Source organism: Micromonospora sp. CNZ322, from assembly GCF_007827755.1.
The window spans coordinates 205926-230599 of the sequence record NZ_VITD01000006.1 but is presented as its reverse complement, the minus strand read 5'-3'; the positions used below and the strand labels follow the sequence as shown (position 1 = coordinate 230599).

Sequence of the window (24674 nt, the reverse complement as noted above, 5' to 3'; positions counted from 1 at the left end):
ATGCCCCAGGACACGGAGCACACGGAGCGGCTGGACCAGCGGACGCGGCGCGCCAGGGCTCGCCGCCGCGCCATCGGATTTCTCGCGGCCGACACCACCGCCTGGGTCGGCGGCTCAGTCGCGGCCGCTTGGACCCGGTCCGAGTTCCAGCTTCCTCCCGGCCAGCTCGGCCGAGCCGCAGCGGTCGGAACGGCCGCGGCGGTCATACACGTGGCAGTGGCGGCGTTGCGCCGGCTCTACTCCGGACGACACCCGCTGGGAAGCCTGCAGGAGGTCCAGGGCGTCGCCGGCACCACCATCACGACGGCCGGGATAGTGCTGCTCGGCCTGCTGCCGTCCGGCGAGCGACCGGTTCCGGCGAGCACCCCTCTGGTCGGCGGCGCGCTCGCCCTGCTGTTCATGCTCGGCGCCCGGTTCGCGTACCGGCACCGCCGCGACCTCGCCATGCGGCCGGATGTCCGGTCGTCGACGCCGGTGCTGCTGTTCGGGATGGGAGACGCCGGCCAGGGGCTGCTCCGGGCCATGCTCAGCGACCCGCGCGGTCGGTACCTACCGGTCGGCGCGCTCGACGACGACCCGGACAAGCGCGACCTGCGCATCGGCCGGGTCCGCGTGCTGGGTGGACGGAACGATGTCGCCACATCGGTCCGGCGTACCGGTGCCACCACCGTCATCTTCTCGGTGGCCAACGCCGACGCCGCGCTGATCCGCCAGATCCGTGGGGCCACCCTCGACGCCGGCGCGGTGTTCAAGGTGCTGCCCCCGGTCCGGGACCTGGTCGACCACCGGATCACCGTCACCGACGTCCGGGACGTGCAGATCGATGACCTGCTCGGTCGCCGTCAGGTGGTCGGTGACCTGCCGCTGAGCACCAGCAGCCTGACCGGGCGGCGAATCCTCGTCACCGGCGCCGGCGGGTCCATCGGCTCCGAACTCTGCCGCCAGGTGATGAAGGCCAACCCGGGTGAGCTGATGATGCTGGACCGGGACGAGTCGGCCCTGCACAGCCTCCAGATGTCGCTCGCCGGCCGGGCCATGTTGGACGGCCCCGAGCTGATCCTCGCCGACCTGCGGGACGACGAGGGCATTCGGCGGATCATCCGGGAGCGCCGACCGGAGGTCATCTTCCACGCGGCGGCGCTCAAGCACCTAACCCTGCTGCAACGGCACCCGGGCGAGGCGGTCAAGACAAACGTCTGGGGCACCCTGTCTGTGCTGGACGCCTGCCAGGATGTGGCGAAGTTCGTCAACATCTCCACTGACAAGGCGGCCAACCCGATCAGCGTCCTCGGCTACTCGAAACGGATCACCGAGCGACTGACCGCACACGCCGCGTCCCGATTCCCGGGGACCTTCCTCAGCGTCCGATTCGGCAATGTGCTGAGCAGCCGCGGCTCGGTGGTGACCGCGTTCCAACGGCAGATCGAGGACGGAAGGCCGCTGACCGTCACCCACCCCGACGTCACCCGCTACCTGATGACCGTCCAGGAGGCCGTCCACCTGGTGCTCCAGGCCGCCGAGATCGGGCAGGACGGCGAGGCACTGGTGCTCGACATGGGTGAGCCGGTCCGCATCACGGACCTGGCCCGACAGATGGCCGACCAGGCGTCCAGTTCCGTTCCGATCGTCTACACCGGCCTTCGGCCCGGCGAGAAGCTGCACGAAGACCTCCTCGGCACCGGGGAGGTGGACACCCGGCCGTTCCATCCGCTGGTGTCGCACGTGGCGGTCCCGGCGCTCGATCCGATAGAGGTCAGCGGGCTCGACCCGTACGACGACGCGGCGAAGATTGTCGAGCATCTAGCGCTGCTCTGCGCCCAGCCGGTCGGTCCGGTGGTGAAGGGTCCGCTGGGCGTACCCCTGCAGTCGCACTGATCGACCCCGCCGCTGCGACGGCGGTGCACGGGGTGACGCCGCGGCGGCGTCACCCCGTTCCGTTGCCTGAAGGGCGCCCCGCGGTCACCGCACCCCGTGGGCGCGGGCCGGGACCAAACGCACCGCCACCAGGGCTGGCCACCACAGGTTCGTGGTGGCCAGCTCTGGTGGCGGTGCTGCTGGTCAGCGGCGGATGCCCGCCCAGTCGTGGTGTCGGCGCACGGTGGAGAGGATGAAGTCGACCACGCGTCGGGAGGTGTTGGGCACCTGGTAGTCGACCGGGCAGGGCACCCCTTCCGCGGCGACCTGCGCCACCGTCACCTCGACAGCCTCGACCACGCCCTGCGGGTCCAGGCCGGTCATGATGATGCCGCCGGCGTCGAGCGCCTCGGGGCGTTCGATCGACTCGCGCAGCGTCACCGCGGGGAAGCCGAGGATGGCGGCCTCCTCGCTGATCGTGCCGCTGTCGGAGAGGGTGCAGTAGGCAGTGGTCTGCAGGTGTACGTAGTCGAGCAGCCCGAACGGATCGTGGAAGGCGATGCCGTCCAGCGCGCTGGCATCCGGGGCCAGCGCCTCCAGCCGCTTACGGGTGCGCGGGTGGGTGGAGACCAGCACCGGGAAGCCCCACCGGTCGCGAACCGCTACCAGGCAGTCCAGCAACCGCTGGAGCCGGTCGGGGCGGTCCACGTTCTCCTCCCGGTGGGCGCTGACCAGGAAGTAGCGGCCCTGGGCGAGTTCCAGTTGACTCAGGATGGTCGAGCTGGCGATCGGCGTCCGGTAGTGCTCCAACACCTCCCGCATCGGCGAGCCGGTGTGCAGGATCCGGCGCGGGTGCAGGCCCTCGGCGAGCAGGTTGCGCCGGGCGTGTTCGGTGTAGACGAGGTTGAAGTCGGCCACGTGGTCGACCAACCGGCGGTTGGTTTCCTCCGGCACGTTCAGGTCGAAGCAACGGTTGCCGGCCTCCATGTGGTAGACCGGCACCCGCATCCGGCGGGCCATCAGTGCGGCGATGCAGCTGTTGGTGTCACCGAGCACCAGCAGCGCGTCCGGCCGCACCTCGGCGATCGCCGTCTCCATGCCGACAAGCACCCCGCCGAGGACCCGGCCCAGCGATGAGGTGTCGACGCGGAGGAACCGATCTGGCTCCCGCAGGCGCAACTCTTTGAAGAACACGTCGGACAGGGCGGTGTCCCAGTTCTGCCCGGTGTGCACCAGCGTGTGCTCCACCGTGTCGTCGAGTCGAGCGATCACCCGGGAGAGCCTGATGATCTCGGGTCGGGTGCCGACCACCGTCATGATCCGGGTCATGCCCGTCCTCTCTCTGCTGTCACATGAGCGGTCGACCTCACGCGCTGACCGTCAGTGGCGCCGACCGGGTTGCCTCCACCGTCTCGGGCCAGGTGTCCGGCCGGTCCGGGTCGAAGAGCTCGTTGGTCCAGAACATCGTCACCAGTTCGTCCGCACCGGTGTTCACCAGCTTGTGCACCCACATCGTGGGCATGTCGATGAGGGCTGGCTCGGCGCCGCTCACCGGGAACCGCAGCACCTCGGAGTCGCCGACCCGGCGCAGGCTGATCTCGGCCGAGCCGCGCAGCACCACAAAGCGTTCCACCTTCGCCAGGTGGAAGTGTTCTCCCCGGGTGATCCCCGGGCGGGTGGTGGAGCAGAACGTCTGCCCCGCCCCGCCGTGTGCCTTCACCGTCTCGACCAGTTCGCCACGGGCATCGGCCCGCCGGGGCAGTGTGATCGGGTAGTGCGCCGGGAAGCAGTGCGACCGGTACGTGTTGAACAGCCGTACGTCGTGCCGGCTCAGCAGTGACGGAATCTCCCCAGTCCGGTACGTCGCGGCCATCCCGGTGAGCCGGTCCGCGAGAGCCTGGACGCCGATGCGCAGCGCCGGCATGGCCGGATCCCACGATCCACCGATGGGCACCCCGATGAGACGCGCCGAGGCGTCGGTGACGTGCACCAGGCTCAGCTCGCGATCGGCGTGCACCTCGGGCCGCCCACCCTCGGCGAGCAGCCGGCAGAAGGTCGCCACCGCCGAGTTGTAGTAAGGCCGGCCGTGCTCGCCGTACAGGTTCGGCAGCAACACGTCGTCGAGGTCGACGCCGGTGTCCGCCAGCACGCGGGCGGCAGCGGCCTTTGCGTCGCCGTACGGTGTGCCGTTGCCGGACTGCACCGAATTGGCGTAGACCACCCGCGCCGGCGGGTCCGCGCAGTGCTTGAGCCCATCGGCGAGCTGGGTGGCGAGCTGGATGTTGCCGGCGGCGACCTCGGCCGGCTCTCCACGGTTGACGCCGGCCAGGTGCAGCAGGCGGTCGTGACCGGCGATCTTCGCCGCGATCACGCCGGGGTCGGCCAGATCGGCGCGGCTGAGCACGGTCGGCTCCGGCCAGCCGAGCACGCGCAGCAGCACCCGGACGTGCCAGCCGAGAAAGCCGCCGCCACCCGTGACGGCGAGCCTCAGCACGCCAACACCGGGTCCCGCAGGGCCAGCTCCGCCCGCACCTCGGGCAGCGTCTTCAGCAACTCGACAATCTCGGGTACGCCGAGCTGCGGCGCGTTCGACGAGTTGAAATCTTCGGTCAGCCCGTCGCCGAACTCTCCCTCGGAGACGTAGAGCGCGTAGTTGAGGTCGCGACCGTCCAGCGGCACGCGGAGAAAGTCCCCGAAGTCCTCGGCCTGGACGAGCTCCTCCCGGCTGGCCAGCGTCTCGGCCTGCTTCTCGCCGTGCCGTACGCCGATCACATCGAGCTTGGCGGGTACGTCGAAGAGCTGACACACCGCCTCGGCCAGGTCGCCGACGGTGCAGGCCGCCGCCTTACGAATGAAGATGTCACCGGTCCGGGCGTGCTGGAACGCATGCTCGACCAGCTCGACGGAGTCGGCCAACGACATGACGAACCGGGTCATTCCCGGGTCGGTCACGGTGGGCGCCCGGCCCGCCTTGATCTGCTCGATGAAGAGCGGGATCACCGAGCCACGCGAGTACATGACATTGCCGTACCGCACGCAGGAGACCGTGGTGGCGCTGTTCGGGTTGTTCCGGGCGTGCGCCTGGACGACCTTCTCCATCATCGCCTTGCTCATGCCCATCGCGTTCACCGGGTAGACGGCCTTGTCGGTGCTGAGGACCACCACCGAGCCGACACCGTTACGCTCGGCGGCCTCGACAACATTGCTGCTGCCCAGCACGTTCGTCCGTACCGCCTCAAGGGGGAAGAACTCACACGACGGCACCTGCTTGAGAGCGGCCGCGTGGAAGATGTAGTCGATACCCCGGCTGGCCTTGAGCACCGAGTCGTAGTCCCGGATGTCCCCGACGTAGTAGCGGACCCGCTCGTCACCGAGCAGCCGACGCATCGCGTCCTGCTTGGCCTCGTCCCGGCTGAGCACCCGCACCTCGCCGACGCCGCGTGCGAGGAGCCGGCGGACCATCGTCTGTCCAAAGGAACCCGTACCGCCGGTGATGAGCACGCGGCGCCCGGTGGTCGCGAAAGTCATTGGTCCTCCCGTGTTGTCGATTCGCCGGTCCGCTACCCGACGACTCGACATTGGAGCCGGGGCACCGCCCACGCATCCGTCCGGAGCAAGGGCCGTCTCGGCCGGTTGCAGCACCGGGGACAACGACATGTCGGCTCAACAGATACGCATCTCTCTGCTAAGTCGCCGTAAAGTATGACAAAGAAGAAACGACCGCCGCTTCGCACCCGGCCCAACTGACGGCCAATTCATGAAACATCCGAAGTAACAGACCGACCCTTGCTATAACACCCTTACGCACTGGTGACGCCCTCATCCGGTACGCCCCGTCTGCGACCTGGCCTGCCCCAGAGGCGACACGTCGTTGGTCATTGCGTGTGCCCACGGACGGCGAGCCTGGTGGCGCACAGCGGGGACGAACGGAACGACCACTACCGGGAGGCACCCGGCGGAGCGGACACTGACGCGGGAGCACAGCTGGATGAGCACGACAACACCAGACCTCACCACCCGTCGATTCGCGCCGCCGTCGGCGTTGCCAAGACCGAACCACAATCCGCCGGTCCTGTTCCGGAGCTCCTTGCGAGCCTGGGTGCCACTGCTGCTGGCTGGCGGTTGGATGCTGGGGACATTCAGCCTCTTCTGGGCCGGGGCATTAGCGCAGGAGGTACCAAACCCCGGCACGCTGTGGCTGTTCGTGATGAGCGCTACCGGCGCCTTTGCCTTCGGTTATGTCGCCCAGCTCTTCCGCAACGATTTTCGGCCGAGGGCCAGCACGACACGATCCACGGAGGTGCTGCGGGCGCGACGGCTGGTCCTGGCTGGCGGCATCTACTACGTGGTCTTCGGCGTGGCCCTGTTGCTCGAATACGGGGCGACCGGCCCGGGCAGCATCATCGCCAGCCTGCAAGACCCCGCAGGCGCGTACCTCAACAAATTCACTGTCTACCAGCAGCAGGAGGACAACGGACGGACGAACCCGGTCATCCAGGTACTGACCCTGCTCGGCGTCCTCGGCACCGCGCTTGTTCCACTGCTGGTCGTCCACTGGCGACGGCTGTCGGGTGGTCTGCGACTGGTCGGGCTGGCCGGCATCGGGGTCTACAGTCTCTTCTTTCTCTACATCGGCACACTCAAGGGCCTCGGGGACTTCGTCCTGATGATTGCTGCCGGACTGCTCATCGCCTCGTCGCGAAATCGCGACCGCGCCGCACAAAAGGTGAAGCGGCGGCGTGCGACAGTGCTGGTGGCAGTCGTGTTCGCGCTCTTCTGCGCCTACATGATGAGCAGTCAGGCCGATCGGGTGGACCAGTTCGGCACCCACGACCGCGTCCGCGCCAATCCGACAGTTGAGCGGATTGCCGGTGAAAGGGTCGCGACGGGTCTCGCCGCGCTGGTGATCTACCCGACCCATGGCTATCTCGGCCTCGCGTACAACCTCGAAACGCCGTTCGTCTGGTCCCACGGCCTGGGCAGCACTCCGGCAATCACCTCGTACGGCACCCAGTACCTCGGCATCGAGGCTGACCAGTATCCGGCCTACCCGGTCCGCACCGAGGGCCGGACGGGATGGCCCGCGGGCATGTACTGGTCGACGATCTATCCCTGGCTGGCGTCGGATCTCACCTTCCCGGGAACCGTGCTCTTCATGGCCTTCCTGGGTTGGTTCTTCGCCCGGCTCTGGCGCGAGGTGAACCTCGCGGGCGGCATCCTGCCGACCTTGATCTTCGTTCAGATGTGTCTGCTCGTCGCCTACATTCCGGCGAACAACCAACTCGGCATGTCGCGCCCAGCGGTGATCGGTCTCGCCACTCTGCTGTCCTTGTATCTGTGGACCGCCCTCACCCGCAGCGTGAAGGGCTCAGCGCCGCCCGAGCGGGTGCTGCGGTAGCTCACCCTTCCCCGTCGGTACAGGGCCACGACGGTGGGAAGCGGTCATCAGTTCGACCAGGAAGGACCGAATCCGCTCACCCTGCGCCGCAGGCCCCCGCGTCTGTCGTACGAACGCGGCTCCGGCGCTGCCGAGAGCGCCCCTCTCAGCAGGAGACATGCCGAGCACCTGGAGCAGTGCGTCGCGCAGACCCTTGGCCGTGTCGGACTCAGCAAAGCAGAGATACGGATCGTAGTCGGCCGGGATGCCGGGCAGCCTGGTGGTCACTACCGGAATGCCGGTGGACAGGTACTCGATGAGCTTCGACGGAAACGAGTAGCGGACGAACGACTGATCCACCGGCCTCGGATTCACCAGAACCGAGGCGCGAGCGAGGCGCCGCACCAACCCATCGCGGTCAAGCAACTCGGGTGGGGCTATCCGGGGGTCTGCCTTCGCCTGCGTCCGCAGCCACTCCTCCAACTCGCCCCGACCGAACAGGAACAGACGCAGATCGGGATCGTCCATGCCGCGGAACGCCTCGACCAGTCGGTCGACGCCGTAGGCCCGAGTGAGCCCGCCGGCATACACCACGTCCCGGAAGCCAGCTGCCGGCCCTCGACTCGCCACCGAGGGCCCGTCCGCGTCAAACGAACCAGCCCGGTCAGACGCTGATGCCTGGGCAGCCGGCGGGTGGCAGATCCCCTCCATGACAAGACGCGGAAGCGAAGGCGCGAAGTCCTCGGCAAGCGCGGCGGTGAGCACCACTACGCCGGAACACCGACGCAGCGCCATGCGGACCAACGCGTGGTCCAGCCGGCGCAGCGCCCGGACGATCCGGCCGTCATCGGGGAGTACCACCCCGGGGGGATCGGTCAGGACCGGTACAACCCGTGCGGAGCCTCGCCATGCGACCAGGGAACCGAACCACAGGAAGGGCGTGTGGACGCCGTGGATGAGCAGGACGTCGTCGCCGTGCTGCCGTAACGCGCGCGAACCTGCACGTACGGCCGCCAGGAACCGCGTCACGTGTTTCAAGCCCAGCAGATTGACGAACCCCAGCAACTCTCCCTGCACGCCGTCCTGCTCGAACCGCCCTGACCTGAAGCGGATCTGCCGATTCCGTGGAAAGGTCGACGCGGGGGCCGCGGAGAGTAGTCGTACCGGACATCCTGCCGCGCGAACGCTCTCGACCAGGGCCCATGCGAACGTGTGGGTCTGGGTGGGCAGGACGACGTCTCGCGCCACGATGTGCTGGAAGAGGTCGTCCGCGACAGTGAAACCCAACAGCAGTACGTGGGGATGCGGCTCGTCGGTCACACCACTCCTTCCAGGATGCGCCGATAAACGCCATCAAGAGACCGGAGCATGACCGGCAGGCTGTATGCGTCCTGCACCACCTTGCGGCCCGTCTCCCCCACGTGTCGACGTTCGGCAGCGTCGGAGAGCAACGGCCCGAGGGCTCCGGCGAATGCCTCCGGATCTCCGGCCCTGACGAGGTGGCCACCGCCCTGACGGAGCACCTCGACGTTGCCACCAACGGCCGAGGCCACGACGGGCAGGGCGTGGGCCATTGCCTCCAACAAAGCGTTGGACAGGTTCTCGTGCAGGGTGGGAAAGACAAAAACATCAGCGGCCGAGAGAAGGTTCGGCACGTCGAGCCGATTGCCGAGCAGCCGTACCTCGGTACCGGGCACGTCGGCCAGGGCCTGGGTGATCCCGGCTCGGTCCGGCCCGTCGCCGGCGACCAGCAGGACCCGGGGGCCAGCCTGCGGCGGCAGTCGGCGCAGCGCGTCCGCTAGGACCCCGAATCCCTTGTCCCAGTTCAACCGCGCTACCGCGATCATGACCACGTCGTCGTGGGCCAGGCCGAGGTCGGCACGTCGGCTGTTTCTCGCATCGGCATCGACAACAGCAGGTAGCGGAACCCCGTTGGGAATTACGCCGACGAACTTGTCCTCGTACGCCCGCAGGAAACTCCGGCCCGCGGCGTACTCACACACCGTGGCGAAGTGGCTGGCCATCCGCAGAGTGGACGGCTCAGCACCCTGGGCCAGCATCGCGCGGCGCCACCTGCGGCCGCCGTGTTTCAGGTCCCGCACGCTGCCGTGCACGGTGACCAGGATCCGGGGGCAGCCGGCCATCCGGGCGGCGAGCACCCCGTGAAATCCCTCGTTCTGCAGGCCGCGCACATGCACCAGGTCGGGACGTACCCGTCGCAGGAGTCGTGTCCATTGACGCAACAGGGGCACGTTGAGGCCACCGTTGCCGCCGACCTGATGCATGCGGACGAACTCGTACTGCTCGCTCAACGCCGAATCCAGCACTCGCCGCACGGCGGTCAGTGGCCCGTTGGCACCAGGCGCGCCGGCCGAATGCTGCACAACGATCGGCCGCGCCCGCACGGACCGCGCGCTCGGGCTCTGGTCGTTCCGCCTGGCTGGTTCCACTGACACTCCATCGTCGACCAGGGGCCATCGGCGGCGCGCCCTGACTCCCGTAACCGCCTCGGTGCGTACAGTAACCAGCATTAGACGCTAAAGGCCTGAGACACGCTTTATACGAATGGAAAGCATGAAAAGCTACGAGACCCTCACCTCTGCAGCTCAGCCGACCATTGCCCCGGGCGAGCCCGTTCCACGAGTGGTCATGCTGGCGGCGTATCGGTTCCCGCACGGTGACGCGATGTCGAACCGACTGCTCCAACTGGCCCGCTCCGCTACCCCTCCAGGTGCGTCGACCCTGATCATCAACGACTGGCCCGGGGACGACCGCCAGCCGGAGTCGGTCGCCCTGCCACCCGAACTGCGGTTGATCACACTGTCCGCTGCCCGCGGAGGCGGCCGAATCCGTCGATGGGCACACCGACAGAGCCGCCCCCTGCGCGTGCTCAGGGCCCTGCGACAAGCGGGGATACCCACCGGTGATCTCACCGGAGTCTGCCTTCCACTGGGGTTGTGGAACCTGAGCACCTGGACCGTGCTGCGGCTGACGCTGCGTTGCCCGTTGACGGTTGACGTGCTCGAACGGCACGACCCCGCACAGTTTCGCCACGGGCGACTGACGCCCTACTTCATCCGGCACCGGTGGCACTCGTTTCTCGCTGGGCGGTTGGCGGATCAGGTCATCGCGATCTCCACGACGCTGCAACGACGCTTCGCGCGGCTGAATCGCGCCGCCCTGGTCGTTCCGCCCCAGGTCGACTGCGCCGACTACGGCCAGCCGGCGCCGTCGTCACTGCAGGGCGGCCTGCGGTTGCTGTACGCCGGCACCGCGGGGGCCAAGGATCATCTCGCGGCCGTGCTGGAGGGCATCCGTCGGCTGCCGGAGACGGATCGCCAACGGGTGCGGCTGACCATAGCCGGAATGACCAAGGAGCAGGCCGCCGCCGCGTCCGACCTGGACGACACGGCGGTGGCGGACCTCGGCGACCAACTCGTCTTCCTGGGCCGGGTGTCGCGCGACCGGGTTCTCGCCGAACTGGGCGCGGCGCACTTCTCGGTGCTGATCCGGCCCCCTGGGGGCTACGCGGAGGCGGGCTTTCCGTCGAAGGTTCCAGAGAGTCTGGCCGCCGGCTGCCCGGTTCTGCTCAACCACACCAGCGACCTGGCGACGTACATCGACGATGGCCGAGAGGGCATCGTGCTGGCGGGGCCGGGCGTCGACGACGTCCGGGAGGGTCTCCGGCGGGCACTCGCCCTGGATGACGCACAGTGGTGGCAGATGAGCCACTGCGCCCGGGAACGGGCCTCAGCGTTCGACTACCGAGCCTGGGCACCGACGGTCAGCGCGTTCGTGACCGGTCGCGCCACTGTCCCGAGCGGCCAGGACCAGGCGGGCGGCCAACCGACCGTCGCTCCACGACGGAACGGTGAGTGACGCAGCACGATCAGGCCGTCGGTTCGGCTGGAGCCGGCGGTCTGCGCGTCCCTTTGCCGCCCCTTGGTGTCGCCGGCACCGTCTGGTGGTCGCGCTGGCCCGATACGCCATAGATCTCGCGGATCACGGCAGCCTTCTCCTGAGCCGGCAGGTGGCCACAGCCGAGTGACTTGGCCTTCATCGTGGCGAGGTACTCGTCCGTGCTTCGCAGAACGCGGGCCGGTACGCCGGCGGCAACGCTGCCGTCCGGGATGTCACGGGTCACGACCGAGCCGGCCCCGATGATGCAGCGATCGCCGATCCGCACACCCGGCATGATGATGGACCGGACGCCGATGTAGACGTCGTCACCGATGCTGATCGGAGCGGTCCACTCGAGATCGGGGTGATCCCTCCGCAAGATGAGAGTTCCGCCGTCGTGAGTGAGGAACTGCACCCCGGCCGTGATGAAGACATTGTCACCCAGCGTGATCAGCCAGGGCTCGGAGCCGAACATGCTCCGGTTGATTCCATAGAAGCGCACCCGCCCTCGCAGATTCACACCGATCGAGCGAGCGAACTGTTCCGGGTTGCGGGCCGCCGCGCGCCGATCACGCAGGGCACCGACGATGCCGCGGACTGTACCTACCATCATGCTCCCTTCCCAAAGAATTCGATCCTGTCGCTGGGACCTTGGCCAACGCCTTGCGATATCCGATGACAGCGGCCGGCAGCACGGTGATCCCGTACGACAACGCGGAGGCGAACGCAACACCGGACAGACCCCCTCTCGCCGCCAGAAGGATCTTCAGCGGTACGGCGACGACCAGGCAGGCCGCCCAACCGACGAACTGCGGCCCCAGCAGTCCGATGCTGTTCTGCACCATGAACAGCGGCGCCGCGACAGCAACGAGAATCGACCACACGGCGAGCGCGACGAACAGCGGTGTCGGCACCTGTTCGAGGTCGTCCGAACGTACCCAGAGCTGCAGAATGTCGTTGCCGCTCAGGACGAGGCACAGCGCGGGCAGAGTCACCGCCGCAGCGGACAGGTAGACCATCCGTCGGGTGCTGCGCCGGACCCATCCCACGTCGCCCCGAGCGAGCGCCTCGCCGTTGGCTGGCCACAGTGGCAGGTTGACCAGGGTCACGAACAGGGCCAGTACCGCGAACATCCGCAGTATCACCGCGTAGTTGGCGGCCGCGTGGAGACCGAGCACCCGACTGACCAGGAAGCCGTCAAGGTTGAGGGCGATGGAACTCAACAAGGAGAGCCCGAAGAAGCGGGAACCCAGCCTGAGCAGTCCGCGCGCTACCGGAGCACGAACATCCTTAACGCGTGGTCGGAAGGCGGGTTGCTGCCAACCGAAGTAGCAGATCGAGTTCGCCAGGTTCATCAGGGGCACGGCGAGCACCGCGGCCGCGATCACCAGAGCCGGACTAGCTTCCGTGGCGACAGCTGCCACCACCAGGCCCGCCGAACCAAGACTGCCAGCGGCCTGCCAGAGGTTGCTCTGCGCAACCTGCTGGTGGGCGTACTGCACCCGCTGGATCAGAGCCAACGGAATGTTGATCAGGAACGCACCGAAGCAGGTCAACACCACAGCTCGGGCGTCCCGGGCCACCGCAGGGTCCGCGACGTTCAGCAGCGCCGGCCAGGGAACCAGCCGGACGGTGACCAGCAACACCACCAGTAGGGCCACCGCCAGCGCACCAAGCACGGCGTAGGCACTAGCGATTTCCCGGGCTGCCGCGCGCCGCTCATCAGTGGCGTACAACCGAGAGAGCCTGGTGAGCAGACCGTTTCCGAGTCCGAAGTCGGCGAACAGCGCCATCGCGGTCAGTGAGGTGATGGCCATCCACATGCCGTAGCGCTCGGCCCCGAGATAGCCGAAGGCGATCGGGGTGATCAGCAGTGGCGCGACCAGGCCGACAGCCTTGCCGGCGAGCGAAGAGGCGATGCCGGAGACCAGCGCGCGACCACGCGACCGTCGCGCCATCGACGTGTCGCCTTCGTGTAACTCCCGCCCCGCCGTCCCGGCCGGTACCTCTGGAGGGGTTTCCACCAAGGCGCCGCCGACCAGGACGGACGGGGCCGCACCGGCGGCCGGAGGCCGGTCGACCATCAGGCCTGCTGCTTCAACACATGCGCCTCGAACCACTCCACGGTGGCCCGTAGACCGTCGATGCGAGGGGTCGGCACCACGTCGGGAAAGAGTGAGCGGAGCACCCTGTTGTCGGCCTCGGAGTGCCGGACGTCCCCAGGGCGCGCCGCCACGTGCCGCCGGGTGATCGGGCGGCTGATGATCTGCTCCAGTTCGGACACCACCGTGTGCAACTCCGCCCGGGCGCCGAAGGCGAGATTGACCGGCTGCGGATGGGAGACCGAACGCTCTACCGCGTCGAGCAGCACGTCGCAGACAGTCTCAACGTAGGTGAAGTCGCGTGACTGCCGACCGTCCCCGTGGAGTTCGACGGGTTCACCGCGCAGTGCCGCGTAGATGAAGCGGGGGATGACAGCCGCGTAGCTGTGATCGTGCCGTTGGGCCGGGCCGTAGACGTTGAAGAATCGGAACGCGAGCGTAGGCAGGCCGAAGGACGCCTGGTAAGCCAGTGCGTAGGCCTCGGTGGCCAGTTTGCTCACCGCGTACGGACTGAGCGGGCGGGTCCAGGAGAGCTCGGTCTTGGGCAGCACCGGGTTCGCGCCGTAGACCGAGGAGGACGAGGCGACGACGACGTGGTTCACATCATGCCGACGAGCGGCCTCCAGCACCCGCAGTGTGCCGGTGGCGTTGGCGTGGTGTGACGCGATCGGATCACGCAGCGAACGCGGCACGCTGGGCAGCGCCGCCAGGTGCACCACCGCGTCCCGGCCGGTCATCGCCCGGTCCAGCGCCTCGTCATCGAGCATCGAACCCGGACTGGTGTCGACGTCGAGACCATCGAGGTTGCTCATCCGCCCCGTTGCGAGATCGTCGAGGATCCGGATGTCGGTGACGGTGCGACGCAGGACCGCGGCACGGGCCAGGTTCGAGCCGATGAATCCCGCGCCGCCGGTGATCAGTAGTCGCATTCGTTCCGCCTTCACGCCCCGTTGAGTGGTCATCCGGTCCAACGACTCTCACCAGCGGCCGTCACGCTTCGTCATTGCGTGACTACGAGATACCGCTGGCGGGCCGGCCGAGCGACATCAGCGACCGGCAGCCGCGGATGAGACTGGCCGAACTTCAGACCCCGGAAGGTCCGACAACGCCGCCAGTTCCGCCGGGGCCAGCCGGCGTTCGGGCGGGTAGAGCTGCTGTTCGTGCGAGATGATCGTCTCCACTGGCCAGCGCAGCCGGATGACCCGGGCCGGGTTGCCGGCGGCGACCGCGTAGGCCGGCACCGGACGGGTCACCACTGCGCCTGCCCCGATCACGGCGCCCCGACCGATCGTCACCCCGTGCAGGATGACGGCACGGGTACCCACCCACACGTCGTCGCCGATCGTCACTCCCCGGTCCAGAGCCGCGTCCGAGGGAGACTTCTCGACGGAGATCATCGGGGTGCCGACCCGGTCGATCCGATGATTGCCGCCCCGGATGGTGACCTCGGGCCCGAACATGACGTTGTCACCGATCCGGATCCGAGATCGAGCGGCCATGATGACCGGACGGTGCCCGAGGTCGACGTTACGGCCGACCTCGATCGTCTCGTAGGTGTAGATGCCGTCCGGGTCGAAGGTGAAGTTGTCACCCCGGGCGGCGAACCGGCCGGCGCTCGCCAAGCCGCGGACAGCCCTGCGAACCCGCATGCCGCTGACCCAGATCAGGTCCAGAAGACGGGCGACCCCCACGACCACACGCGCGGGTCGGTGCGACGACACGCGCATCAGGCTCTACACCGCCCAGCAACGACCGCTCCCCGCTGGGCCACACTGTGGATCTGACGCATCGAACCCTTCCCTCGCCTGATTCCGACGACACCACTTCGGACATGAGCGAGCGTACGGGTCATTTGCCGCTTTGATGTGGTATTGAGCGTTTCCCGGCGATCGATAGACTTCGGTCACCTCGCAGGCGTTTTGCGCAGACAGCCCGCACCGCCCGAACCGTCACGTGCAGCAGCTGCGTTGACACGATCAGCGACCTTGCACCCATCGACCTATTGACACCGATCACGCCGCACCCAAGGCTCGCGCCTACAGGTCCTTCACCCAAGGAGGCGCGATGAGACCGAGACGACTGGCGATCGCCGGCGTGGTCACCCTGCTCGGCGCACTGGCACTGACCCCACCAGCCAGCGCGAAGCCACCGTCCGACCCGGGCGCGCGTGACGGCCTGGAGGTGTACGTCGGCACTGTCGACGCGAAACAGCGGGATCAACTGCGCGCGGCGGGGGTCGACCTCGGCCACGACGCGAAGGCGGACGCGTCCGGTCGTACGACGGTCGAGACGGTCCTCAGCCGACGGCAGGCGAAGCGGTTGACCGACAAGGGCGTACCGCTGTCGGTGAAGAAGGTGCGAGGCAAGGACGCGTCGCAGGCGCTACGGGAGCAGGCCGCGGCCGGCTGGACGAGTTTCCGTCCCTACGGTGAGCCGGGCGGCCTGCGAGACGAGCTGAACGCCACCGCGGCCCGGTATCCCAAGCTGACCAAGGTGGAGACGATCGGTCGCAGCCAGCAGGGGCAGCCGATCGTCGCCGTGAAGGTCACCAAGAACGCGCGGACCGTCGCGGACGGCCGGCGACCGGCGGTGCTCTACGCCGGCGCGCAGCACGCCCGCGAGTGGATCACGCCGGAGATGACCCGCCGGCTGATGCATCACGTGCTGGACAGCTACGGCACCGACCGGGAGATCACCCGACTGCTGGACACGACCGAACTGTGGTTCCTGCCGGTCGCCAACCCGGACGGATACGACTTCACGTTCACCGCCGGTAACCGTTTGTGGCGCAAGAACCTGCGGGACAACAACGGTGACGGGCAGCTCGGCTCCGGCGACGGCGTCGACCTCAACCGCAACTTCAGCTACAAGTGGGGGTACGACAACGAGGGCTCCTCTCCGGAGCCGAACAGCGAGACCTACCGGGGCCCGGGCCCCAACTCCGAGCCGGAGACCAAGGCCCTGGACCGGCTCTTCAAGCGGGTCGGGTTCGAGTTCTTCGTCAACTACCACTCGGCGGCCGAACTGCTGCTCTACGGCATCGGCTGGCAGGTGAGCACACCCAGCCCCGACGACGAGATCTACAAGGCGATGGTCGGGGACGACGAGCATCCCGCGGTGCCCGGCTACGACCCGGACATCTCGGCGGAGCTGTACACCACAAACGGTGACACCGACAGTCACGCCACCGTCAGGTACGGCACGCTGGGCTTCACCCCGGAGATGTCCACCTGCGAGGCCGCCTCGGCCGTCGACCCGGACGACCAGTGGCGCCCCGAGGACTGCGTCAGCGGCTTCATCTTCCCTGACGACGAGACGCTGATCGCCGGCGAGGTGAGCAAGAATCTACCGTTCGCGTTGGCCGTGGCCCGGTCGGCGGCGGACCCGGACGACCCGGTTTCGGTGGTCGGTCGGAGCACTCCGGACTTCGTGGTCGACGCCTTCGACACCTCGTACGGGCGCACCCAGCAGGTCGCCTCGATCACCCGTCGGGCGCTGAGAAACGTGCGGATGCACTACACGGTCAACGGTGGGCGGCCGAAGACGGTCGCGGTCCGCGAGTGGCGCGGCGGCGAGCGGTACGGCGACACACACGACGACTACTACGCCGAGCTACGGGGCACGGTCAGCGGCGCGAAGCCGGGCGACCGGGTGGAGGTCTGGTTCACCGGGAACAAACCGCGCGCCGGGGTGGTGGCCAGCGAACACATCACCTATCGGGTGCACAACGACGTCGGGGGCGACGTGCTGGTCCTCGCGATGGAGGACGTCACCGGCCTCAGCCCGGCGCAGACCGGCACCACAGCGAAGTACGCCGACGAGGTCGCGGCGTCGCTGGGCGCCGCCGGGCGCAGCAGTGACGTGTACGACTTCGACGCGATGGGCCGCAGGGCGCCGCACCCGCTCGGCGTGCTGTCGCACTACGAGGCGGTGGTATGGGAGACCGGCGACGACGTGATCCTGCGCTCCCCCGGTCAGGTGGCCGGCACGACGGCCAGGGCGGCGCTGGAAACCGAGCTGGCCGTTCGGGACTACCTGAACGAGGGCGGCAAACTACTGGTCAGCGGCCAGTACGCGTTGTTCGCGCAGGGCGCCAACGGTTCGTACGTCTATCACCCGGACGCGCCACCGGAGTGCACCGACGCCGAGGCCGCCAGCTGTCTGCCGCTGTTGAACGACTTCCAGCAGTACTGGCTGGGCGCGCACACCTACGTCAGCGACGGCGGAACCAACCCGGACGGGGAGCCGTTCCCGGTCGTCGGGACCGACGCGGCGTTCACCGGCTTCGAGGGGCAGCTGAACGCCTCCGGCTCGGCGGAGAACCAGGCGCACACCGCGTCGTTCCTGACCACGTCGAGCTTCCTGCCGCAGGACGAGTTCCCGCAGTTCGCCAGTTCCGCGCCGGTGGGCTGGACCCGACCGGGCGGCGCGCCGTTCGATCCGCGTACGGGTGAGTGGTACCTGTACAGCGGGCAGACCGACGAGTCGTACAAGCGGCTCGCACGCACTGTGGATCTCACCGGGGCGAGCAGCGGAGAGTTGCGCTTCTTCACCTCCTACGAGATCGAGCAGGACTGGGACTTCATGTTCGTCGAGGCGCACGAGGTGGGTAGCGACGACTGGACGACCTTGCCGGACGCCAACGGCAAGACCAGCACGGTCACCGGGGACAGCTGCACCGAGGGTTGGGTGGAGCAGTTGCACCCGTTCCTCGCGCACTACCAGGGCGCGGACTGCTCTCCCACCGGGAGCACCGGCAGCTGGAACGCGGCGAGCGGGTCGTCGGGAGGCTGGAAGGAGTTCGTGGTCGACCTGTCGGGCTACGCCGGTAAGCAGGTCGAGGTGTCGATCACGTACGCCTCGGACTGGGGCACCCAGGGTCTCGGCGTCTTCCTGGACGACGCCCGGGTGCTGGTCGACGGGTCGACAGTGGCGGAGACCTCGTTCGAGTCGGCCGACCTGGGTGGCTGGACGGTGGCCGGTCCACCGCCCGGCTCCGCTGGCAACGCCAACGACTGGTCGCGCAGCCAGCAGGCGTTCGAGGAGGGCTCGGTGGTGGTCACCGGGGACACGGTGTACCTGGGCTTCGGGTTGGAGGGTCTGCCTCCGGCGGCCCGCGATGACCTGGTCGCCCGCTCGCTGACCCACCTCGCCGGGCAGTCCCGCCCCTGATGGCGGCGGGGTGCGCCGACGGTCCGCGGACCGTCGGCGCACCTTTGGTGTACGCCGGGTACGGTCGCTGCCGATGTGGTGAGCTGTACGGGTGTCGGGGCTGGGACTTGTGCTGCACCCCACCCGGGATGTCACCGAGGTGGTCGGGATCATCGAACGGTGGGCGAAGCGTCACCACAAGACGCTGATGGTTCGCGAGGAGGACCAGCACCGCGTCTCGTCCTGCATCGTGCCGGTGCCGGAGGACGAGGTGGCGGCCCGCGCCGACGCCTTGATCAGCGTCGGGGGCGACGGCACCATGTTGGGTGCGCTGCGATCCGCCGTCCTCGACCCGAAGCCGGTGCTCGGCGTACACCTGGGTCGTGTGGGTTTTCTCGTCGAGATCGAGCCGCCGGAGCTTCCTGAGGCGCTGAGCCGGTTGCTGTCGAAGGAGTTCACCATCGAGTCGCACGCCTGCCTCGCCTGCGACGTGTGTGGCGACGACGTGGTGGCGTTCAACGACATCGCGTTGGTGCGCCAGCCCGGCTCCGGCTTCGTCAACGTCACACTCGCCATCGACGGCCAGCAGTACGGCTACTACCGCTGCGACGCCGTGGTGGTCAGCACCCCCATCGGCTCCACGGCGTACAGCTACGCCGCCGGCGGCCCGCTGATCTCCCCGGCGGCGGACTCGATGGTGATCACGCCGTCGGCACCGATGGCCGGGATCTCCCGGTCGGTGGTGCTCTCACCGAGCGAGAAGATCCGGCTGGAACTGGAGCCCGACTCGTCCCCGGTGGTGGTGGAGATGGACGGGTTGGTGTTCCGCGACCCGGCCACCGAGGGAGCGGTGGAAATCAGCTACCGCCGCAACGCCGGCCTGGTGGTGCGCTTCGACCCGCTGCGCTACCAGGAACGCAACCAGTTGAAGATGACGCTGCTCGACCTGCCGTTCCTGCCCGAGCAGCTCCGCGAGCTGCTCCCTGAGGAACTGCGCCGCACCCAGCGGGAAATACCTCCGCCCTGCTGACCCCGCCCACCCGTCCTTATCAAGGCGGGCGGATGGGCGGGTGGGCGCCGGGGTTAGGAGGTCAGGGCTTGGTCTACCAGGGCCTTGGCTTCTTCTTGGATCTTCTTGAGGTGGTCGGGGCCTTGGAAGGACTCGGCGTAGATCTTGTAGACGTCCTCGGTGCCGGAGGGCCTCGCGGCGAACCAGCCGGACTCGGTGCTGACCTTGAGGCCGCCGATCGCCGCGCCGTTACCGGGAGCGGTGGTCAGCGTCGAGGTGATCGGCTCACCGGCGAGCTCGGTGGCGGTGACCTGCTCCGGGGAGAGCTTGCCGAGCACGGCCTTCTGCTCCCGGGTGGCAGGGGCGTCGATCCGGGCGTACGCGGGGGCGCCGAAGCGTTCGGCCAACTCCGCCCAGTGCTCGCTCGGGCTGCGGCCGGTGGTGGCCTGGATCTCGGCGGCGAGCAGGCAGAGCAGCAGGCCGTCCTTGTCGGTGGTCCAGGTCGAGCCGTCGCGCCGCAGGAACGACGCCCCGGCGCTCTCCTCGCCGCCGAAGCCGACAGCGCCGTCCAGCAGACCAGGCACGAACCACTTGAAGCCGACCGGCACCTCCAGCAGCGGCCGACCCAGGTCGGCGGCGACCCGGTCGATCATCGACGAGGAGACAAGGGTCTTGCCCACCGCGGCGGCCGGCCCCCACTCGGTGCGGGTGCGGAAGAGGTGACGAATCGCCACGGCCAGGTAGTGGTTGGGGTTCATCAGCCCGGCGTCCGGGGTGACGATGCCGTGCCGGTCGGCGTCGGCGTCGTTGCCCGTGGAGATCTGGTAGTCGGCCCGCGCGGCGATCAGCGACGCCATCGCGTTCGGCGAGGAGCAGTCCATCCGAATCTTGCCGTCGCCGTCCAGGGTCATGAACCGCCAGGTCGGGTCGACCGTCGGGTTGACCACGGTCAGGTCCAGGCGGTGCCGCTCGGCGATCTCACCCCAGTACGCCACGCTCGCCCCGCCCAGCGGGTCCGCGCCGATGCGGATCCCCGCGTCACGGATGGCGTCGATGTCGATCGCGGCCGGCAGGTCGTCGACGTAGTTGGCGAGGAAGTCGTACTCCCCGGTGGTGTCGGCCGCCCGCGCCCGTGCGTAGGTGATCCGGCGGACCTCCTTGAGCCCGGCGGCGAGGATGGCGTTGGCCCGGTCCTGGATCCACCGGGTCACGTCGGTGTCGGCCGGCCCACCGTTTGTGGGGTTGTACTTGAAACCGCCGTCGTCGGGCGGGTTGTGCGAAGGGGTGATCACGATGCCGTCGGCGAGCCCGCTGGTCCGCCCACTGTTGTGGGTGAGGATCGCGTGCGACAGCGCCGGGGTCGGGGTGTAACCGTCGCGGCTGTCCACCAGCACGGTGACCCCGTTGGCGGCGAGCACCTCCAGGGCGTCCACAGCGGCCGGAGCGGAAAGCGCGTGGGTGTCCCGGGCGAGGAAGAGCGGCCCGTCCAGCCCCTGCTCGCGCCGGTAGTCGCAGAGCGCCTGGGTGACCGCGAGGATGTGGTCGGAGTTGAACGCGTTGCGCAGGCTGGAGCCGCGGTGGCCGGAGGTGCCGAAGGAGACCTGCTGGGCCGGGTCCGCGGGATCCGGATGCTCGGCGTAGTAGGCGGTCACCAGGCGCGGCACGTCGACCAGGTCGGCGGGCTCGGCGGGCTGGCCGGCACGGGGGTGGGTCACTGCGGGATCCTCCTCGGGGAGTGCCTGTCGGTCACGGCACGACCTTCTGGCCCTTGCCGATCACCACGATGCCGTTGTCGGAAACGGTGTAGCGCTGCCGGTCCTTCTCCAGGTCGACGCCGATTTCGACGCCCTCCGGGACGAACACGTTCTTGTCCAGGATGGCCCGCCGGACCACCGCGTGCCGGCCGATCTCCACACCCTCCATCAGCACCGAACCCTCGACGTGCGCCCAGGAGTGCACCCGCACCTTCGGCGAGACGATCGAGTTCTCCACCAGCGAGCCGGAGATCACCACACCCGGGGAGACCATCGAGCCGACCGCCCGGCCGACCCGCTCACCCCACTGGTGCACGAACTTCGCCGGCGGCCACGGCGGCTGCTCGGTGTAGATCGGCCAGTCGAAGTTGTACATGTTGAAGACGGGGTGCACGTTGATCAGATCCATGTGCGCGTCGTAGAACGAGTCGAGCGTTCCCACGTCCCGCCAGTAGCCGCGATCACGGTCGGTGCTGCCCGGCACCTCGTTGTCGCGGAAGTCGTAGACGTTGGCCTCGCCGCGTTCGACGAGCATCGGGATGATGCTGCCGCCCATGTCGTGCTTGCTGGACTTGTCTTCGGCGTCGCGCTCGACCGCCTCGCAGAGCGCCCGGGTGGTGAAGACGTAGTTGCCCATCGAGGCGTAGATCTCATCCGGCGCGTCGGGCAGACCGACCGCGTCGGTGGGCTTCTCGCGGAACGCCCGGATCCGCTTGCCGTCCTCGCCGACCTCGATGACGCCGAACTGGTCGGCCATCGACAGCGGCTGGCGGATGCCGGCCACTGTCACCGCCGCGCCGGAGGCGATGTGGTCCTCCACCATCTGCCGCGGGTCCATCCGGTAGATGTGGTCGGCGCCGAAGACGATTACGTAGTCGGGCTGCTCGTCGTTGATCAGGTTGAAGCTCTGGTAGATGGCGTCGGCCGAGCCGGCGAACCACCACGGGCCACGACGCTGCTGCGCCGGCACGGGGGTGACGTAGTTGCCGAGCAGCGTGGACATGCGCCAGGTCTTGGTGATGTGTCGGTCGAGGGAGTGGGACTTGTACTGGGTCAGCACGACGATCTTGAGATAGCCGGCGTTGGCCAGGTTGGAGAGGACGAAGTCGACCATGCGGTACATCCCGCCGAACGGGACGGCCGGCTTGGCCCGATCCGTGGTGAGTGGCATCAGGCGCTTGCCCTCCCCACCCGCCAGGACGATCGCGAGCACCTTGGCAGCCATGCCCCGACGCTATCCACCCGCGTCCCACTTCACCACTCGTACGGGGAGTCTTCTGCACTAGGGTGCGCACATGACCGACTCCTCCCCGGCCACCGGATCCCTGCGCGTCGATCTGCTCACCCGCGAGTACCCACCGGAGGTCTACGGCGGCGCGGGTGTGCACGTCGAGTACCTGGCTCGGGAGTTGCGCAGCCTCGCCGACGTACGGGTGCACTGCTTCGGCCTGCCGCGCACCGAGCCGGGCGTCACCGCGTACGCCGAACCGCCGGGCCTGACTGGCGCGAACGCCGCACTGCGCACGATGGGCGTGGACCTGGAGATGGCCGCCGGCGCGGCCGGCACCGACGTGGTGCACAGTCACACCTGGTACGCGAACCTGGCCGGCCACACCGCGAAGCTGCTGCACGGTGTGCCGCACGTGGTGACCGCGCACAGCCTGGAGCCGCTGCGGCCGTGGAAGGCCGAGCAACTGGGCGGCGGTTACGCGCTCTCCTCCTGGATCGAGCGCACCGCGATGGAGTCCGCCGACGCGGTGATCGCGGTCAGCGGCGGAATGCGCAACGACGTGCTCACCGCGTACCCGCAGATCGACCCCGACCGGGTCCGGGTGGTCTACAACGGCATCGACACCGTCCAGTACGCCCCGGATCAGGGCACCGACGTGCTTGACCGGCTCGGCGTCGACCCGTCCCGCCCCAGCGTGGTCTACGTGGGCAGGATCACCCGGCAGAAGGGGCTGCCGTACCTGCTGCGGGCCGCCCGGGAGTTGCCGGCGGACACCCAGCTCGTCCTGCTCGCCGGCGCGCCGGACACCGCCGAGATCGCCGCCGAGGTGGAGGAGCTGGTCGCCGAGCTGCGGGCCAACCGTTCCGGCGTGATCTGGGTGGCCGAGATGCTGCCCAAGCCCGAGGTGATCCAGGTGCTCACGCACGCCACCGTCTTCGTCTGCCCGTCGGTCTACGAACCGATGGGCATCGTCAACCTGGAGGCGATGGCCTGCGAGACGGCCGTGGTGGCGACCGCGACCGGCGGCATCCCCGAGGTCGTGGCCGACGACGAGACCGGCCTGCTGGTGCCGATCGAGCAGGCCACCGACGGCTCCGGCACCCCACTGGACCCGGACCGCTTCGTGGCCGACCTGGCGGCCGCGATCAACACGCTGCTGGCCGACCCGGCGCGCACCGAGCGGTTCGGCCTGGCCGGTCGACGGCGCGCCGTGCAGCACTTCTCCTGGGACGCCATTGCCCGACAGACAGTGGAGGTCTACCGCTCCGTCGGCGCGGCCTGAGACAGACAGGCTTCAGATCGCCGTCCCCGGCGGAGACTTGAACAACGACGTCGCCTCGGCAGCATGACCACCACGCCCGTTCCGTAGCGCGCTCGCCGCGATGCGGATGAGGTCGATGTTGACGCCGGCGGCACCGCTCGGATCGTGCACCTTCAGCTTCACGTCGAGGCTCACCGCTGTCTCACCCCAACCCTGCGCCTCAAGGTTGAGGTGAGCCACCTTCTGCGACGCGAGATGCGGCAGGTACCCGAGCGGTGCCACCTCGACGCTGTCGGCGTCCGACAGGGCGTTGAGCTTGGACTGCTTCTTGGTGTTGGGGTTCTCGACGAGGTTGCGGAAGTCTTCGGTGCCGCCCAGATTGACCTGGTAGGAGCTGACCAGCGTGAGGCCCCGCTCCTTCAGGAGTCGCAGCAGCGCGTTGTGCAGCACCGAGGTGCCGAACTGGCTCGCCAGGTCGTCGCCGAGCAACGGCAGACCGGCAGCCTCGAAGCTGCCCAGCAGTTGTGGATCGCGGGCGACCGGGTCGGCGGTGGTGTTGATGAAGGCGACACCCGCCGTGTGGGCTGCCTCGGCGTACGCCCGGGCGGTCTCCGGCCGGCCACTCGGCGCCGAGTAGAGCAGCACCTCCGCCCCGGCCAGCGCCTCCGCCACCCGCCGCACCTCGCTCGCGTCGACGAGGCCCTTCGTGACCGGCACACCCGCTCCGGGCAGGTCGCAGTCCAGCCGGGGGAAGTTGTTGGGCGCCAGGAAGATTGCCTCGGTCAGGTCCCGACCGATCTTCTCCTCGGAGGTGGCGAAGGCCGCCACCACGTCGATGTCCCCCACCCCGAGCCCGTCGATCGTCGGCCTGCGGATTCCGACCAGGCTGCCGCTCTGGCGGTAGAGAGCAAGCCCCTGCACCAGCGCGGATGTGTTGTTACCGACACCGACAACCGCGACTCTCACCCGTTCGATCATGGCCGGAGGCTACGTCACCCCCGGGTCGGCGGTCCGTCCCGGCGGGACCGACAACGG

Annotated in this window: 18 protein-coding genes; 6 read left to right on the top strand and 12 right to left on the bottom strand. The window is 68.6% G+C overall.

The window, feature by feature from the left end; all coding sequences use genetic code 11:
• Positions 1–1875 carry a nucleoside-diphosphate sugar epimerase/dehydratase gene (locus FB453_RS16910; RefSeq protein WP_145791398.1) on the top strand — a complete coding sequence of 625 codons (1875 nt, stop codon included), beginning with the start codon at positions 1–3 and terminating at the stop codon, positions 1873–1875.
• Between the two features lie 183 nt (positions 1876–2058).
• Here the strand turns inward: FB453_RS16910 and wecB are convergent, their stop codons facing one another.
• Genes wecB through FB453_RS16895 form a run of 3 tightly spaced genes read right to left on the bottom strand, consistent with a single transcriptional unit; the run spans position 2059 to position 5382 of the window.
• Complete coding sequence (gene wecB / locus FB453_RS16905) at positions 2059–3183, bottom strand: non-hydrolyzing UDP-N-acetylglucosamine 2-epimerase (RefSeq protein ID WP_145791396.1); 1125 nt, start codon at positions 3181–3183, stop codon at positions 2059–2061.
• 37 nt (positions 3184–3220) lie between these two features.
• Positions 3221–4348 carry a polysaccharide biosynthesis C-terminal domain-containing protein gene (locus tag FB453_RS16900; protein ID WP_145791394.1) on the bottom strand — a complete coding sequence of 376 codons (1128 nt, stop codon included), beginning with the start codon at positions 4346–4348 and terminating at the stop codon, positions 3221–3223.
• Positions 4342–5382: an SDR family NAD(P)-dependent oxidoreductase gene (locus tag FB453_RS16895; protein ID WP_145791392.1), complete on the bottom strand. Its 1041-nt coding sequence runs from the start codon at positions 5380–5382 to the stop codon at positions 4342–4344. Before FB453_RS16895 ends, FB453_RS16900 begins: the two co-directional genes overlap by 7 nt.
• Positions 5383–5953: 571 nt before the next feature.
• Between FB453_RS16895 and FB453_RS16890 the strand changes: the two genes are divergently transcribed.
• A complete protein-coding gene (locus tag FB453_RS16890; RefSeq protein ID WP_145791390.1) occupies positions 5954–7252 on the top strand; it encodes a hypothetical protein in 1299 nt (432 codons plus the stop codon).
• On the opposite strand, the gene FB453_RS16885 is transcribed toward FB453_RS16890, so the two are convergent.
• Positions 7223–8551 carry a glycosyltransferase gene (locus FB453_RS16885; protein ID WP_145791387.1) on the bottom strand — a complete coding sequence of 443 codons (1329 nt, stop codon included), beginning with the start codon at positions 8549–8551 and terminating at the stop codon, positions 7223–7225. The two genes, FB453_RS16890 and FB453_RS16885, sit on opposite strands and share 30 nt — an antisense overlap.
• Positions 8548–9567, bottom strand: coding sequence for a glycosyltransferase family 4 protein (locus FB453_RS16880; RefSeq protein WP_186718346.1), 1020 nt, complete (start codon positions 9565–9567; stop codon positions 8548–8550). Before FB453_RS16880 ends, FB453_RS16885 begins: the two co-directional genes overlap by 4 nt.
• A 349-nt stretch (positions 9568–9916) precedes the next feature.
• Here FB453_RS16880 and FB453_RS16875 point away from each other — a divergent pair, with 349 nt between their 5' ends.
• Positions 9917–11110, top strand: a complete 1194-nt coding sequence (locus FB453_RS16875; protein ID WP_186718344.1) for a glycosyltransferase — start codon at positions 9917–9919, stop codon at positions 11108–11110.
• Between the two features lie 10 nt (positions 11111–11120).
• On the opposite strand, the gene FB453_RS16870 is transcribed toward FB453_RS16875, so the two are convergent.
• The 4 genes from FB453_RS16870 to FB453_RS16855 form a co-directional block, all read right to left on the bottom strand.
• Positions 11121–11606 (bottom strand): DapH/DapD/GlmU-related protein, encoded by a 486-nt coding sequence (locus FB453_RS16870; RefSeq protein WP_486480310.1) that lies wholly within the window; start codon positions 11604–11606, stop codon positions 11121–11123.
• A 94-nt stretch (positions 11607–11700) separates the two neighbouring features.
• Positions 11701–13089: a lipopolysaccharide biosynthesis protein gene (locus FB453_RS16865; protein WP_186718342.1), complete on the bottom strand. Its 1389-nt coding sequence runs from the start codon at positions 13087–13089 to the stop codon at positions 11701–11703.
• Positions 13090–13214: 125 nt separating this feature from the next.
• Positions 13215–14162: an NAD-dependent epimerase/dehydratase family protein gene (locus FB453_RS16860; protein WP_145791378.1), complete on the bottom strand. Its 948-nt coding sequence runs from the start codon at positions 14160–14162 to the stop codon at positions 13215–13217.
• A gap of 117 nt (positions 14163–14279) precedes the next feature.
• Positions 14280–14924, bottom strand: a complete 645-nt coding sequence (locus FB453_RS16855) for an acyltransferase (protein ID WP_486480309.1) — start codon at positions 14922–14924, stop codon at positions 14280–14282.
• A gap of 373 nt (positions 14925–15297) precedes the next feature.
• Here FB453_RS16855 and FB453_RS16850 point away from each other — a divergent pair, with 373 nt between their 5' ends.
• On the top strand, positions 15298–18405 hold the full coding sequence (locus FB453_RS16850; protein ID WP_145791373.1) for a M14 family metallopeptidase: 3108 nt from the start codon (positions 15298–15300) through the stop codon (positions 18403–18405).
• A 100-nt stretch (positions 18406–18505) separates the two neighbouring features.
• On the top strand, positions 18506–19414 hold the full coding sequence (locus FB453_RS16845) for an NAD(+)/NADH kinase (protein WP_238411002.1): 909 nt from the start codon (positions 18506–18508) through the stop codon (positions 19412–19414).
• 53 nt (positions 19415–19467) lie between these two features.
• Here FB453_RS16845 and pgm read toward each other — a convergent pair whose 3' ends face one another.
• Together pgm and glgC are read right to left on the bottom strand one after the other, a co-directional pair.
• Positions 19468–21108 carry a phosphoglucomutase (alpha-D-glucose-1,6-bisphosphate-dependent) gene (pgm, locus tag FB453_RS16840; RefSeq protein ID WP_112584696.1) on the bottom strand — a complete coding sequence of 547 codons (1641 nt, stop codon included), beginning with the start codon at positions 21106–21108 and terminating at the stop codon, positions 19468–19470.
• 31 nt (positions 21109–21139) lie between these two features.
• Complete coding sequence (gene glgC, locus FB453_RS16835) at positions 21140–22372, bottom strand: glucose-1-phosphate adenylyltransferase (RefSeq protein WP_091401467.1); 1233 nt, start codon at positions 22370–22372, stop codon at positions 21140–21142.
• A 70-nt stretch (positions 22373–22442) separates the two neighbouring features.
• Here glgC and glgA point away from each other — a divergent pair, with 70 nt between their 5' ends.
• Positions 22443–23660 (top strand): glycogen synthase, encoded by a 1218-nt coding sequence (gene glgA, locus FB453_RS16830; RefSeq protein ID WP_145791371.1) that lies wholly within the window; start codon positions 22443–22445, stop codon positions 23658–23660.
• A gap of 12 nt (positions 23661–23672) precedes the next feature.
• On the opposite strand, the gene FB453_RS16825 is transcribed toward glgA, so the two are convergent.
• Entirely contained in the window at positions 23673–24617 is a 945-nt protein-coding gene (locus tag FB453_RS16825) for an inositol-3-phosphate synthase (protein WP_145791368.1), read from the bottom strand.
• Between the last annotated feature and the right edge of the window lie 57 nt (positions 24618–24674).

What these genes read in the sequence shown, in the direction of transcription:
- FB453_RS16910 (WP_145791398.1), top strand. Translation starts at nt 1, where the DNA reads ATGCCCCAGGACACGGAGCACACGGAGCGGCTGGACCAGCGGACGCGG.
- wecB (WP_145791396.1), bottom strand. Translation starts at nt 3,183, where the DNA reads ATGACCCGGATCATGACGGTGGTCGGCACCCGACCCGAGATCATCAGG.
- FB453_RS16895 (WP_145791392.1), bottom strand. Translation starts at nt 5,382, where the DNA reads ATGACTTTCGCGACCACCGGGCGCCGCGTGCTCATCACCGGCGGTACG.
- FB453_RS16875 (WP_186718344.1), top strand. Translation starts at nt 9,917, where the DNA reads ATGTCGAACCGACTGCTCCAACTGGCCCGCTCCGCTACCCCTCCAGGT.
- FB453_RS16870 (WP_486480310.1), bottom strand. Translation starts at nt 11,606, where the DNA reads ATGTTCGGCTCCGAGCCCTGGCTGATCACGCTGGGTGACAATGTCTTC.
- FB453_RS16865 (WP_186718342.1), bottom strand. Translation starts at nt 13,089, where the DNA reads ATGGCGCGACGGTCGCGTGGTCGCGCGCTGGTCTCCGGCATCGCCTCT.
- FB453_RS16860 (WP_145791378.1), bottom strand. Translation starts at nt 14,162, where the DNA reads ATGCGACTACTGATCACCGGCGGCGCGGGATTCATCGGCTCGAACCTG.
- FB453_RS16850 (WP_145791373.1), top strand. Translation starts at nt 15,298, where the DNA reads ATGAGACCGAGACGACTGGCGATCGCCGGCGTGGTCACCCTGCTCGGC.
- glgC (WP_091401467.1), bottom strand. Translation starts at nt 22,372, where the DNA reads ATGGCTGCCAAGGTGCTCGCGATCGTCCTGGCGGGTGGGGAGGGCAAG.
- glgA (WP_145791371.1), top strand. Translation starts at nt 22,443, where the DNA reads ATGACCGACTCCTCCCCGGCCACCGGATCCCTGCGCGTCGATCTGCTC.
- FB453_RS16825 (WP_145791368.1), bottom strand. Translation starts at nt 24,617, where the DNA reads ATGATCGAACGGGTGAGAGTCGCGGTTGTCGGTGTCGGTAACAACACA.